Below are 12,475 nucleotides of genomic sequence, written 5' to 3'. Positions count from 1 at the left end.
CCCCCCCCCCCCCCCCCCCTCGTCCGGGGCCAGGCGACCCCTGGACCTCAGACGGTCCAGGGGGCGAGCGCAGACGCGTCGCCGCCGAGCGCGTCGACGATGCGTGCGGCGTTGGTGGCGAGCATCCCGACGTAGCTGTGCTCCGGATCCCCCGGGGCGCCCGGCAGGGTGTCGTCGGCGAGGTCGCCCACGTAGCTCGCACCCGTCTCGTCGGCGATCGCGCTGGTCACGGAGTTGGCGAACTCCTCGGCCCCGAAGACGGCCGGGACGTCCTCGGCGCGGATCTGGTCGATGATGGCGCGCACGTCGCTGGCGGAGGGCTCGGCGTGGCCCGAGGGCTGGACCGCGGCGACGACCTCCAGCCCGTACTCGCGCCCGAAGTAGGTCCAGGCGTCGTGGTAGACGACGAGCTTGCGGCGGTCATCAGCGAGGGTGTCGACCGCGGCTCGGACCGCGGCGTCGAGCTCCTCGAGCTCCTCGACGTAGGTGGCGGCACGCTCCGCGTAGCCGTCGGCCCCCTCGGGATCGAGGTCGGTGAGCGCCGCGGCGATGACGCGGACGTAGGCCACGACGTTCGGGACGCTGGTCCACACGTGTGGGTTCGCACCCACAGATCCCTGCTCTCCGTGGGTGTGGGGCTGGCCGTCGTCGTGGCTGTGCCACTGCTCGTCCGACAGCGCGTCAGCGTCGAGCGCCTCGTCGCCGAGCAGCACGACCGGGGCCCCCGCGGGCAGGTTCGCCTCGGCGAGCGCGACCGCGGCGGGGTTCAGATCGAGGCCGTTGTCGATGAACGCGTCCGCCTCGCTCAGCGGCGCCACGTCGCTCGGGCGCGGTTCGTAGTTGTGCGAGTCCATCCCGGCGGGCACCAACGCGTGCACCTCGCCGCGGTCACCGAGGACCTGGGCGACGACGTCGGCGATGGGCGCCACGGTGGACACGATGCGCAGGTCCGGGCCCTCGGAGGCCTCGGCGGCGTCGACGTCCGTCGATCCGCCGTCCGGTGCCTCGGCCGTCGGCTCGTCGTCCGGGGCGGCCTGATCCGGACCGTCCTGCGCGGTCCCGCACGCGGCCAGCACCACAGCGACCGCAGCGAGAGCGGCGGTGGAACGGGACGGGTGGGACCTCACGGCACTCCTGCGAACGGTTCGCAAGAGGTTAGGGGCTCGGTGCTCGTGGCGCCAGCGCCCCACCCGCCGACCGGGCCCGTCGCACCTCGCCACGACCTTGGAGGGCCGTGGCCACGAGGGTCACGGCGAACAGGGCGCTGGCGGCCAGCACGATCGACGCGCCGCTCGGGACGTCGAGGTGGAACGAGGCGTACAGCCCGATGGCGCCGGAGGCCAGCCCCACCAACGTCGAGGTGATGAGCATCACCGGGAACGAGTCGGTCACGAGCCGGGCCAACGATGCCGGGATGACCACGGCGGCTGCCACGAGCAGCACCCCGAGCACGCGCACCGAGGCGATCACGACCCCCGCGGTCAGGAGGGTGATCGCCACCTCGATGACGTCGGCCCGCACCCCGGACGTGGCCGCGGCGTCGGGGTCGAAGGTGACCGCCAACAGCGGCTTGTAGGCGGTGAAGAGCACGGCCGCGAGGACCACCGCAGCGCCGACGGCGAGCCAGAGGTCCGTGGCCGTGACGCCGAGCACGTTGCCGAACAGGATGGCCTCGGTGTTCACGCCGGGGGTCCGGGTCACGCTGACGGCGACGATGCCGATCGCGAACATGGCGGTGGTCACCACCCCGATGGCGGCATCCGCGTGCAGACCCCGGCGCCGGGCGACCCGGTCGATCAGCAGCGCGCTGACGAGCGTCGCCACGACCGCTCCCGGGTAGATCCCGTACCCGAGCGCGGCGCCGACGGCCACGCCACCGAGCACGCTATGGGCCAGGCCGTGGCCGATGTAGCTCATGCGGCGCAGGACCACGAAGGTGCTGAGCGCGCCGCAGGTCGCACCGACGAGCAGCGCGGCGAGCAGGGCGCGGGTGAAGAACGCGTAGGCGAGCGGTTCGGTGAGCAGGCTCACGCCACGCCGCCGGGCTCGGCGACTTGGTCGGCCCGTCGCGGTCCGAGGACGGGGTGCTCGTCGGTGACCACGACCTGGTCCCCGTCGCGGATGATGCGCATCCGGGCGCCGTAGGTCCGCTCGACCAGCTCCTCGGTCAGCACCTCGTGCGGTGGTCCGTCGGCGACGATCGTCCCGTCGAGCAGCGCGATCCGTGGCAGCTGCGCGGCGACCCAGTTGAGGTCGTGGGTGGTGATCAGCACCGTCATCCCGTCGTGCCACAGCTCGGCGATGAGGTGGAGGATGTCGTGGCGGGTGGCGAGGTCGACGCCGCTGGTGGGCTCGTCGAGCAGCAGGACCTCGCAGCGACGGAGCATCGCGCGGGCCAGGAACATCCGTTGGCGCTGGCCGCCGGACAGCTCGCGGATGTGGCGGTCGCCGGTCCCCGCCAGCCCGAGGCGTTCGAGCAGCTCGTCGGCGCGCCGGCGTTCGGCCCGCGAGAACCAGGGGACCCGGGCCGAGGACGCGGCGATCCCGAGCAGGACCGCGTGGCGGACCTGGATGGGGAAGTCCCAGTCCACGCCCCCGAGCTGCGGGACGAGGCCGACGTGGGGCGATCCACGTCGCCCGACGTCCTGGCCGAGCACCTGGACCCGACCGGCGTGCAGCGTCGCGGCCCCCGTCAGGGTGCGGACGAGGGTGGTCTTGCCCGCCCCGGAGGGGCCGACGAGACCGACGAGGGCGCCCCGCGGGATCGACCACGTCAGGTCACGCAGGACCGTGGCACCGTCGTACCCGGTGCTCACGGCCTCGAAGCTCACGCCCGCGTCGGGGCTGGCGAGCACGGTCCACTCCTGCGTCGGGTTCGCAACAAGGTCGAGGGTACGCCGTCCCGGCCGCGGTTACCCTGGGAGGACCAGCGTGCGTTCCAGGGAGTCGCCGTGAGCCACCAGCCGAGCGAAGCGGTCGAGATGTACCTGCGCACCGTCCTCGAGCTCGAGGAGGAGGGCGTCCCGCCGTTGCGGGCCCGGCTCGCCGAGCGCCTCGGACTGTCGGCGCCCGCGGTCTCCGAGGGGGTCGCGAAGCTCGAACAGAGCGGCATGGCCGTCCTCGGTGGCGACCGTGTCGTGTCGCTGACCTCCGAGGGCCGCACCCGGGCCGAGCACGTCATGCGCAAGCACCGCCTGGCCGAGCGGCTGCTGGTCGACGTCCTCGGGCTCGAGCACGAGCACGTCCACGAGGAGGCGTGTCGCTGGGAGCACGTCATCTCCGACCGGGTCGAGGCCAAGCTGACCGAGTTCCTCGGCAACCCGACGACCTCGCCGTACGGCAACCCGATCCCCGGCGCGGCCCGGGACGGGTCCGAACCGGTCAGCCTCGCCGACGCCAACGAGGGACGGGTCACGATCAGCTACTTCTCCGAGCACCTGCAGGGTGACCACGACGTCATCCAGGAGCTCGAGCGTCGCCGGATGTGGTCCGGCACCACCGTCGAGCTCGCCCGCGGCGCGGACGTGGTCGAGCTGCGTCGCGACGGCGAGGTCGTGGTGCTCGACGAGGGTGACGCCAAGCTCGTCTTCGTCACACCCGCCTGATCTGGGGGCTCCCACCCCGGCCCATCGGACATCGGACCGGCGAGGTGGGGGCCGGCAGGACCCGCCGAGTTCCCCCGCTGCGCGCGCGGAGCACCTACACATCAGGTGACGCGAGCAGCAGTCGCGTGGACGCGACCAGGGAGCGACAACATGCTGAGCATCATCGGGTTCATCATCATCGGCATCATCGCCGGCTACCTCGGGCGCCTGCTCATGCCGGGCGAACAGAAGATGGGCTTCGTCGGGACCGCGCTGCTCGGGATGGTCGGCTCGCTCATCGGCGGCACGCTCGGCACGCTGCTGTTCGGGGACGACGGTTTCGGCCTCTCCGCGGCCGGGATCATCGGGTCCATCATCGGTGTCCTGATCGTCCTGTTCGTGCTCGAACGCACCGGCAAGGTGTGACGCAGGTCACCTGCAGGGGTCGCTAGCCTCCGCGGCTCCTCCGGACCGATCGGGTCAGCACGTGCCATCGACGACGGGGCCTCTGGCCGCGCCGCCGCACCGCCGCCTCGCCGAGCAGCTCCTCGCGTGGAGCGAGCGGACGCGTCGGGATCTGCCGTGGCGTCGCACCCGCGACCCCTGGGCGATCCTGGTCAGTGAGCTGATGCTGCAGCAGACGCAGGTCGCCCGCGTCGAACCGCGCTACCGCGCCTTCCTCGACCGGTTCCCGGACCCGGCCTCCTGCGCCGACGCGGCACCCGCCGAGGTCGTCCGGGCGTGGGCGGGGCTCGGCTACAACCGGCGCGCGATCAGCCTCCACCGGACCGCGACGCTCCTCGTCGAGCGCCACGGGGGTCGGCTGCCCGACGATCTCGATGCGCTGCTCGCCCTCCCCGGCATCGGGCCCTACACCGCTCGGGCCGTGCTGACGTTCGCCTTCGAGCGTGACAACGGGGTCGTGGACACCAACGCGGCCCGTGTCATCGCCCGGGCCGTGGCCGGCGAGCGGCTCACCGTCCGCGAGGTGCAGGATCACGCCGACGAGCTGGTCCCGCTCGGACGTGGGTGGGAGTGGAACCAGGCGATCCTCGACCTCGGCGCGACCGTCTGCGTCAAGCGTTCCCCCCGCTGTGACCGCTGCCCCGTGGCGGACCGTTGCCGTTGGGCCCGGAGCGGGTGGCCGGACCCCGACCCCGCGGACGGCAGCGCGGGCACCTCGGGGACCCAGTCCCGGTTCGACGGCTCCGACCGCCAGGGCCGGGGCCGTCTGGTGCAGGCGCTCCGCACCGGACCTCTCGAGCTCGAACGCCTCGCGGACGCCGCCGGCTGGCCCGAGGACCCCGACCGTGCTCGCCGCGTCGCCGACGGCCTGGTCGGGGACGGGCTGGCCGAGTACGCCGACGGGCAGCTCCTGCTCCCGGCCTGACCCTCCGTCTCAGCAGACCTCCTCGGGCCCACAGTCGTGCTCGTCGGGCTCGAGCTGGACCGTCGTCCGCACGATGCCGTGATGCTCGGTGAGGGTGCGCTCGACGGCGTGGAGGACCGCGTGGGGGTCGGCGGCCGGTCGGAGCTGCATGTGGACCGAGGCGACGTCGAGGCCCGAGGTGAGCGTCCACGCGTGCAGGTCGTGCACGCCCGCGACACCGTCGAGGTCGGCGAGTTCGTCGCTGACCGCCACGAGGTCGAGCCCCTCGGGCGCCGCCTGGACCAGGACGCGCAGGGCCCGGTACCCGAGCCGGAGCGCGCGCGGCAGCACCCACGCCGCGACGGCCAACGCGACGACCGTGTCGGCACCGGTCCACCCGGTCACCAGGATGACGACGGCCGCGACGATGACGCCGACCGAACCGACCGCGTCGGCGAGCACCTCGAGCCTGGCCCCCTCGAGGTTGATGCTCTCCTCGGCGCCGTCCCGCAGCAACGCCGCCGTGACGAGGTTGACGACCAACCCGAGCGTGGCGACCACCAGCAGCGGGACGGGTTCGAGGTCCGGCGGTGCCCCGAGGCGCCGGAAGGCCTCGAACACGACGAACCCGGCGATGCCGAGCAGCAGCAGGCTGTTGCCGAGCGCGGCCAGGATCTCGAGCCGGTGCCAGCCGTAGGTCAGCGCGGTCGAAGCGCGGCCGGTCGCGGCGATCCTGATCGCGGCCAGCGCCATCACCAGCCCGGCGAGGTCCGTGGCGAGGTGGCCCGCGTCCGACAGCAGCGCCAGCGAGCCGGTCAGCAACGCCACCACCAGCTCGACCACGAAGGTGACCGCGACGAGCCCGACCGCGATGGTCAGCCGCCCCACGTGGCGGGCGCCGGCCGAGACGGTCGCGTGATCGTGCATCGGACCTCCGGAAACCCCGTGGCGACGGGTGGGGCGGCGGCGACGGTACGTCGGAGCCGTCGGAGAGGCACCCGCGGGACGGCCCTCGGAACGGCTCCCGGTCCGCGTCCCGACGACGCGTGCCGTCGAGGCCGCCGTGGTGTGTCCCCAGGCTGGGCGTCGGCAGCGGGGCGGCGTCACGGACCGTGGCTAGCCTCGCTGCGGGCCGGACAGTTCGTTCGTCCGGCCGGTGAGCCGAGGGAGCTGTGTGCGCGTCGAGGATGTGGTCGCCGACGCGCTGACGTCCCTCGGCGGTGCCGCGTCCGTCCCGCAGCTGGTGAAGGTGGCCAAGCAGCGTGGCGGGCCGCGCGTCTCGCGCAGCGCGGTCGAGCGGGCGCTCCAGGGCGACCCGCGGTTCCTGCTCGACGACACCGACCGGGGTCGCCCGCGGTGGGAGCTCGGGGAGCCACCGGCTGCGCCGACGACGCCGACCGGCGAGGGGACCCGCGCGGCGCTCGACGAGCTGGCGCTGCGCGACTGGCAGGTCGAGGCGTTCGCCGCCTGGTCGGCTGCGGGGTGCCGCGGCGTGGTCGAGGCGGTCACGGGGACGGGCAAGACGCGTCTGGCGGTCGCGGTGCTGCGCAGCGTGGTCGACCGGGGTGGGCGTGGGCTCGTGATCGTGCCGACGATCGACCTGCTCGAGCAGTGGATCGCGGAGCTGCGCGCCGCGCTCCCCGGGCACCACCTCGGCCGCCTCGGCGGCGGGCACGACGACGACCTGTTCCGCTGCGAGGTCCTCGTGGCCACCCCGCACTCGGCATCGGCCGTGCCGGTCGACCTGCCGCCCGGCACCACCGGGGTGCTGATCGCCGACGAGGCCCACCGCTACGGGGCCCCGACGTGGGGCGCGGCCCTCCGCGACGAGTTCACGCTGCGCCTGGCGCTGACGGCCACCTACGAGCGCACCGACGAGGGTGTCGAGGACGTGCTCCGGCCCTACTTCGGCGAGGTCGTGACGCGCTACGGCTTCGCTCGGGCCGTCGCCGAGGGCACGGTGGCGCCGTTCCGCCTCGGCCTCGTCGCCGTGCCGCTCACCGGAGAGGAGCGCGAGCGGCACGATCGCGCCGACACCCGCGTCCGCCAACTCCACCGCGAGCTCGTCGGTGTCCACGGGATGTCCCGGGATCCACGCCGACGGTTCGAGGCGGTGACCGCGATCGTCGGCGAGGCGGAGCGCACCGGCCGGGATGGGCCGTCACCTCGAGATCGGGGTGCCCAGCCGTTGGTGGCGGCGTGTCGCGAGTACCTGGTCCGCGTCCGCGAACGCCGCGACGTGGCCGCGCAGGCGACCGGCAAGCTCGACGTCTGTGCTGCCGTGGCACCCCAGCTGGCCGGCCGGCGGAGCCTGGTGTTCACCGACACCGTCGACCAGGCCGAGCTGGCCGCGAAGGTCCTCGCCCGCGCGGGCCGCGAGGTCCGGACCGTCCACGGTGACCTCACCTCCGACGAGCGCCGCATCCGGCTGACCCTGTTCCGGCGCGGAGACGTCGAGGTGGTGGTCGCCCCCCGCGTGCTCGACGAGGGCGTCGACGTGCCGGACGCGGACGTGGCGGTCGTGCTCGCCACGTTCCGCACCCGTCGCCAGCTGGTCCAGCGGCTCGGCCGGGTGCTGCGGGTCAAGTCCGACGGTCGCGAGGCCCGGCTGCTGCTCGCCCACGCCGTCGGCACCGCCGAGGACCCGGACCGGGGAGGGCACGCCGATTTCCTCGACGACGTCCGTGACGTCGCGCGCGAGGTGGTCCGCCTCGACGTGGGCGCCGACCCCGCCGCGGTGGCCAGCTTCCTGCGCCGCTCACGTCCGTTGGGCGGCTGACGACACGCAGGTGTGACGTCAGCCACCCGGCCGCTCGTCCGCCCGCGACGGGCGACGAGCGCTAGCCTGCGCGGCGTCCGCGCGTGCGTCGGCGACGACGTGCGACCTCCGTCCAGCGATGGGCGGCCGGACGCAACGACGCCGAGCCGGACCGGCCGACGGCGCGTCACCGGAGGTGCAGCGGTGGATCTGGCGCGAGACGAGGAGCTGCGTTCGGTCCTCGTCGTGCTCGCGCCCGGATCGGTCCTCCGCGAGGGCATCGAGCGCATCATCCGCGCCGGCCGTGGCGCGCTGATGGTCATCGGGTGGACGCCCGAGGTGGAACCGCTCGTCTCCGGCGGGTTCGTCATCGACATCTCCGCCACCAGCCAGCGCATCGCCGAGCTCGCCAAGATGGACGGCGCGCTGATACTCGACAGCCAGGGCGAGCGGATCTTGCGGGCCAACGTCCACCTCGTGCCCGACCACCGCATCGAGACCACCGAGACCGGCACGCGCCACCGCTCGGCCGAGCGCACCGCCCGGCAGACCGGGGCTCCCGTCATCACCGTGTCCGAGTCGATGGGGATGGTCACGCTGTACCTCGGCGACCGCAAGCACGTGGTCGAGGAGGTCTCGGCTTTGCTCGTCCGCGCGAACCAGGCCCTGTCGACGCTCGAGCGCTACCGCGCCCGCCTCGACGAGGTCTCCGCCACGCTGTCGGCCCGCGAGGTCGAGGACGCCGTCACCGTGCGCGACGCGGTCCTGTGCCTCCAGCGGGCCGAGATGATGCGCCGCATCGCCCACGAGGTCGAGGATCACGTCGTCGAGCTCGGGACCGAGGGCCGGCTGATCCGCCTCCAGCTCGACGAGCTGGTCGCGTCCGTGGCCGACGATCGTCAGCTGCTCGTGCGCGACTACCTCGCCGACCGACGTCGTAAGCTGTCGCGGGTGCTCGACGACATCGCGCGCCTCTCGACCGACGAGCTGCTCGACACCGGCCGGGTCGCCGAGTGCCTGTCGCTCGACCCGGACGCGCAGGACCGCGGCGTCACCCCGCGTGGCTACCGGCTCCTGTCGCGGATCCCGCGCCTGCCCGCCGCCGTGATCGAGCGGCTCGTGGAACGGTTCGGGTCGCTGCCGAAGGCCATGGAGGCCACCCTCGACGAGCTCGGCGAGGTCGAGGGTGTCGGCGGCGCGCGGGCGCGGTCCATCCAGGAGGGGCTGCGGCGGCTGGCCGAGGCGTCCCTGCTCGAGCGCTACGTCTGACGCCCGCGGTCGGGTGTCCGCTCGACCGCTCGCGTTCCGGTCCGCGACGAAAACCGCCCGTGACCTGCGGTTCCGCAGCGAGTTCGCCGTGACGACGGCCCTGGTCGTGTGGTAGTATCCACACCTGTCCAGCACGCGCCGTGGTGTCATCGACCTGCGCAGCCACCCTCCCGCACGCACCGGATCCCTCGCGTGACCTGCGGGCGCCGGCTGCCCGATCGACGGCGACCACCTCGACGCCCCTCGTGGGCCTGCAGGAGCGAACACGTGGCGTACAGCGTCGGCGACACCGTCATCTACCCCCACCACGGCGCCGCGGTGATCGAGCGCAAGGAAGCGCGGGAACTGAAGGGCGAGTCCCGCGAGTACCTGGTCCTCCGCCTCACCTACGGCGATCTGACGCTGATGGTCCCGGCCGACTCCTGCGAGGAGGTCGGCATCCGGGACGTGGTCTCCAAGAAGGAGGTCGAGCAGGTGCTCGACGTCCTGCGCGAGCCCGAGGGCAAGGCGGCCGGCAACTGGTCGCGTCGCTTCAAGGCCAACTACGAGAAGCTGCGCTCCGGCGACATCTTCCAGGTCGCCGAGGTCGTGCGGAACCTCGCCGTCCGCGAGAAGGACAAGGGCCTGTCCGCGGGTGAGAAGCGGATGCTGACCAAGGCCAAGCAGATCCTCCTCTCCGAGCTCGCCGTGGCGATCAAGAAGGACGAGGAGCAGGCCGAGGAGCTCGTCGAGCAGACGCTGGCGGAGGCCCAGGCCTGACCGACGCCGCCGACCGGGGGACGGGGCGCCGGACGGGACACCAACGGTCCAACGCGACCGTGGTCGAGCTGCTCCGCCTCGGCATCGTCCTGGTCGTGACGGGCGCCGGCTACGCGGTCGGTGGCGAGATCGACCAGGTTCTCGGGCTCGAGAGCGTCGAGACCACGCGCCTGGTCACCTCCGTGCTCGGTGCGCTGATCGGCTACGTCCTCGGCGGGGTCGCCGGCCGCGCCGTGGTCCGTCAGGTGGACTCGGCCGCCGAACGGCTCGAACGGGTGTCCTCCGCCCAGCTGATCGCTGCGACGCTCGGTGCTGCGGTCGGGGCCCTCGCCGGTGTCCCGTTCCTGCTGCCCGTGATGCTGCTGCCGTACCAGGCGGTGACGGTGCCGTTGGCGCTGCTCGTCGTGCTGAGCCTCGGGTACGCGGGTGGCCGTCTCGGGGGCATGCGCGGCGCCGACCTCGGGCGCTACATCGGTGTCCGTGGCCGCCTCGAGGTGTCCAACCCCTCGCGGGGTGGTGGCGTCAAGCTGGTCGACTCCTCGGCGCTCGTGGACGGTCGGCTGGTCGAGATCGCCCGGGCGGGTTTCCTCGAGGGGTTGCTGGTCGTGCCGATCTTCGTGCTCGACGAGGTGCAGCGTCTGGCCGACAGCAGCGACCCGCAGGTCCGACGTCGTGGTCAGCGCGGGCTCGACCTGCTGCGGGTGCTGCAGGACGAGGCGATCGTCGCGGTCGAGGTCACCGACGACGACCAGCCGAAGTACACCGAGGTCGACGCCAAACTCGCGGCGCTCGCCCGCTCCCGCAAGGCGCAACTGGTGACCTGCGACGGCGGGTTGGCGCGGGTGGCCGAGATCGGCGGCGTGCGCGTGCTCAACATCCACGCGCTGGCCGATGCGGTGCGCCCACCGGTCCTGCCGGGTGAGCAGCTACGCCTGCGTCTGGTGAAGGCGGGTCGCGAGAAGAGGCAGGCCGTCGGCTACCTCGACGACGGCACGATGGTGGTCGTGGACGACGCGGTCGAGCTGATCGGCGAGGACGTCGAGGTCGACGTGACCTCGATCGTCACGGGTCGCCAGGGTCGGATGCTGTTCGGCGTGCGGCGGGACGGGGCGTGACGCTCGGGCCGGCCGACGACGGCGTCGGTCGCCCGTTGGGTCCGGTCGTCGGGATCGTGGTCGTGGCGGCGGGGTCGGGGGAGCGGCTCGGGGCCGGCCGACCCAAGGCGCTGGTCGAGGTGGCGGGGCGCAGCCTGATCGCGCACGCCGTCGCCGGGCTGGGGGAGGCCGGGTTCACGTCGGTGGTCGTGGTGCACACCCCGGGCGAGGAGGCGGCGTTCCGCGCGGCCGTTGCCGGAGCCGGTACCGATGCCGGTGTCGAGGTCGTCCTCGTGCCAGGAGGTGCGGACCGGTCCGCTTCGGTGCGCGCGGGGCTCGCAGCCTTGCCCGGTGACGTCGAGGTGGTGGCGGTGCACGACGCGGCGCGCGCCTTCACCCCGCCGGCGGTCCTCCGCGCCGTGGTCGCGGCGGTGACGGGTGACGTGGTGGCGGCTGCCCCGGCGGTCCCGGTCGCGGACACGCTGAAGCGCGTCGACGGCCACCGCGTCACGGGGACGGTGGACCGGTCCGAGCTGGTCGCGGTGCAGACCCCACAGGTGTTCCCGGCGGCGGTGCTCCGCGCCGTGGCCACCGAGGGCGCGTCAGCGACCGACGAGCTCGCCCTCGTGGAACAGCACCTCGCCGACGGCCGTCTGGAGGGCCGCATCGTGTGGGTCCCCGGGTCGGCCCGAGGCTTCAAGGTCACCGTCCCCGAGGACCTCGAGCTCGCTGAGGTCTTCGCGACCCGCTGAGCTCGCGGCGCCGCCCGGTCCCGCGGGAGTGGCCCGGTGGGCGGTGAGGACCCGGCAGCGGGCGCCGGGCAACCGGCACCGGGGTGCTGGTGTGGCGTTGGCGCCACGTGACGACCCCGCGAGCGAACCCGGGGACGGACCGGCTCGTGCTGGGCCGCTACCGGGGTCCTGGTGTGGCGTTGCCGCTACGTGAGAACCCCGCTACCGAACTCTGGGACGCCAGCGGGTGCGGCGGTGCCGGCACCGCCGGGGACGCGTCGGCACCTGTGGATGACCGCGGAGCCCCGTCGCCGCTCGGACCTCTCGTGTGGCCGAGGGCGTTGCCGAGGTCCCAGCGAGGTGTCACGATGGCCGTCGACGAAGCACGCCGCAGCCGCGCCTACGAGAGCATGGCTGCAGCGATCGGACGTGATGAGGCCGTGACCATCTTCGAACTGCTGCCACCGCCAGAGGTCGATCTGGCGACGCGTGGGGACCTCCGCGTGCTCGAGGAACGGTTCGTGGCGATGGAGCAGCGGTTCGACGAGCGGTTCAGGGCAGTGGACCAGCGGTTCGCGGCGGTCGATCGTCGGCTGGACGCGATGGACGAGACCCTCCGAGACATCCGCGGGGACCTGCGGGGCCTCCGCAGCAACGTCACGCACGCGATCGCCGGGCAGACCCGGGCGCTCGTCCTCGGCGTGCTGACCGCGACGGTGAGCATCGGCGGGCTCTCGGTGGTGTTCGCCCAGCTGTTCGGGTGAGCGTGCGCATCGGCAACGACCTCGACGTCCACCCCACCCGCTCGACTCGAGAGCGCGACGTCGCAGCCCACCGGTGGCATCTACCCGGGGGTTCAGGCGGCGAGGCCGACTTCTCCACCGGTCGTGGTGTAGGTGTGGAGGAGGACG

The 12,475-nt window shown here is 73.4% G+C and carries 13 protein-coding genes; 9 read left to right on the top strand and 4 right to left on the bottom strand.

Translation table 11 applies throughout. From position 1 onward, the window contains the following. Positions 1–47 precede the first annotated feature (47 nt). Genes WEB03_RS13775 through WEB03_RS13765 form a run of 3 tightly spaced genes read right to left on the bottom strand, consistent with a single transcriptional unit; the run spans position 48 to position 2,855 of the window. The gene (locus WEB03_RS13775) at positions 48–1,127 is read right to left on the bottom strand and encodes a metal ABC transporter substrate-binding protein (RefSeq protein ID WP_368071492.1); all 1,080 of its coding nucleotides are present in this window, start codon (positions 1,125–1,127) and stop codon (positions 48–50) included. Between the two features lie 28 nt (positions 1,128–1,155). Further along, positions 1,156–2,031, bottom strand: coding sequence for a metal ABC transporter permease (locus tag WEB03_RS13770; protein ID WP_368071491.1), 876 nt, complete (start codon positions 2,029–2,031; stop codon positions 1,156–1,158). Beyond that, complete coding sequence (locus WEB03_RS13765; RefSeq protein ID WP_368071490.1) at positions 2,028–2,855, bottom strand: metal ABC transporter ATP-binding protein; 828 nt, start codon at positions 2,853–2,855, stop codon at positions 2,028–2,030. Before WEB03_RS13765 ends, WEB03_RS13770 begins: the two co-directional genes overlap by 4 nt. A gap of 126 nt (positions 2,856–2,981) precedes the next feature. Between WEB03_RS13765 and WEB03_RS13760 the strand changes: the two genes are divergently transcribed. The 3 genes from WEB03_RS13760 to WEB03_RS13750 all read left to right on the top strand — a co-directional run bounded on the left by WEB03_RS13760 (position 2,982) and on the right by WEB03_RS13750 (position 4,974). Then, complete coding sequence (locus WEB03_RS13760; protein ID WP_368071493.1) at positions 2,982–3,605, top strand: metal-dependent transcriptional regulator; 624 nt, start codon at positions 2,982–2,984, stop codon at positions 3,603–3,605. A gap of 150 nt (positions 3,606–3,755) precedes the next feature. After that, the gene (locus WEB03_RS13755) at positions 3,756–4,010 is read left to right on the top strand and encodes a GlsB/YeaQ/YmgE family stress response membrane protein (RefSeq protein WP_368071489.1); all 255 of its coding nucleotides are present in this window, start codon (positions 3,756–3,758) and stop codon (positions 4,008–4,010) included. Positions 4,011–4,071: 61 nt separating this feature from the next. Continuing rightward, positions 4,072–4,974, top strand: a complete 903-nt coding sequence (locus WEB03_RS13750; protein WP_368071488.1) for an A/G-specific adenine glycosylase — start codon at positions 4,072–4,074, stop codon at positions 4,972–4,974. A 9-nt stretch (positions 4,975–4,983) separates the two neighbouring features. Here WEB03_RS13750 and WEB03_RS13745 read toward each other — a convergent pair whose 3' ends face one another. Then, complete coding sequence (locus WEB03_RS13745; protein WP_368071487.1) at positions 4,984–5,880, bottom strand: cation diffusion facilitator family transporter; 897 nt, start codon at positions 5,878–5,880, stop codon at positions 4,984–4,986. A gap of 247 nt (positions 5,881–6,127) precedes the next feature. On the opposite strand from WEB03_RS13745, the gene WEB03_RS13740 reads away from it, so the two are divergent. The 6 genes from WEB03_RS13740 (at position 6,128) to WEB03_RS13715 (ending at position 12,328) form a co-directional block, all read left to right on the top strand. Beyond that, positions 6,128–7,732 (top strand): DEAD/DEAH box helicase, encoded by a 1,605-nt coding sequence (locus WEB03_RS13740; protein WP_368071486.1) that lies wholly within the window; start codon positions 6,128–6,130, stop codon positions 7,730–7,732. Between the two features lie 183 nt (positions 7,733–7,915). Further along, the gene (disA, locus tag WEB03_RS13735; protein ID WP_368071485.1) at positions 7,916–8,980 is read left to right on the top strand and encodes a DNA integrity scanning diadenylate cyclase DisA; all 1,065 of its coding nucleotides are present in this window, start codon (positions 7,916–7,918) and stop codon (positions 8,978–8,980) included. A gap of 267 nt (positions 8,981–9,247) precedes the next feature. Continuing rightward, positions 9,248–9,739 (top strand): CarD family transcriptional regulator, encoded by a 492-nt coding sequence (locus WEB03_RS13730; RefSeq protein ID WP_368071484.1) that lies wholly within the window; start codon positions 9,248–9,250, stop codon positions 9,737–9,739. 59 nt (positions 9,740–9,798) lie between these two features. Beyond that, positions 9,799–10,854: a PIN/TRAM domain-containing protein gene (locus WEB03_RS13725; protein WP_368071483.1), complete on the top strand. Its 1,056-nt coding sequence runs from the start codon at positions 9,799–9,801 to the stop codon at positions 10,852–10,854. Continuing rightward, on the top strand, positions 10,851–11,585 hold the full coding sequence (locus WEB03_RS13720) for a 2-C-methyl-D-erythritol 4-phosphate cytidylyltransferase (protein WP_368071482.1): 735 nt from the start codon (positions 10,851–10,853) through the stop codon (positions 11,583–11,585). The genes WEB03_RS13725 and WEB03_RS13720 overlap by 4 nt, the downstream gene beginning before the upstream one ends. 347 nt (positions 11,586–11,932) lie before the next feature. Beyond that, positions 11,933–12,328: a hypothetical protein gene (locus WEB03_RS13715; RefSeq protein ID WP_368071481.1), complete on the top strand. Its 396-nt coding sequence runs from the start codon at positions 11,933–11,935 to the stop codon at positions 12,326–12,328. Positions 12,329–12,475 lie beyond the last annotated feature (147 nt).

This window comes from Nitriliruptor sp., from assembly GCF_040882075.1.
Classification (GTDB): Bacteria; Actinomycetota; Nitriliruptoria; order Nitriliruptorales; family Nitriliruptoraceae; genus Nitriliruptor.
Note: the sequence above shows the minus strand (reverse complement) of the source record. Positions and strands in the feature narration are given on the sequence as shown.

Bases quoted from the DNA above. Each gene is read 5' to 3' on its own strand.
- WEB03_RS13755 (WP_368071489.1), top strand. From the start codon at position 3,756: ATGCTGAGCATCATCGGGTTCATCATCATCGGCATCATCGCCGGCTAC.
- WEB03_RS13760 (WP_368071493.1), top strand. From the start codon at position 2,982: ATGTACCTGCGCACCGTCCTCGAGCTCGAGGAGGAGGGCGTCCCGCCG.
- WEB03_RS13745 (WP_368071487.1), bottom strand. From the start codon at position 5,880: ATGCACGATCACGCGACCGTCTCGGCCGGCGCCCGCCACGTGGGGCGG.
- WEB03_RS13715 (WP_368071481.1), top strand. From the start codon at position 11,933: ATGGCCGTCGACGAAGCACGCCGCAGCCGCGCCTACGAGAGCATGGCT.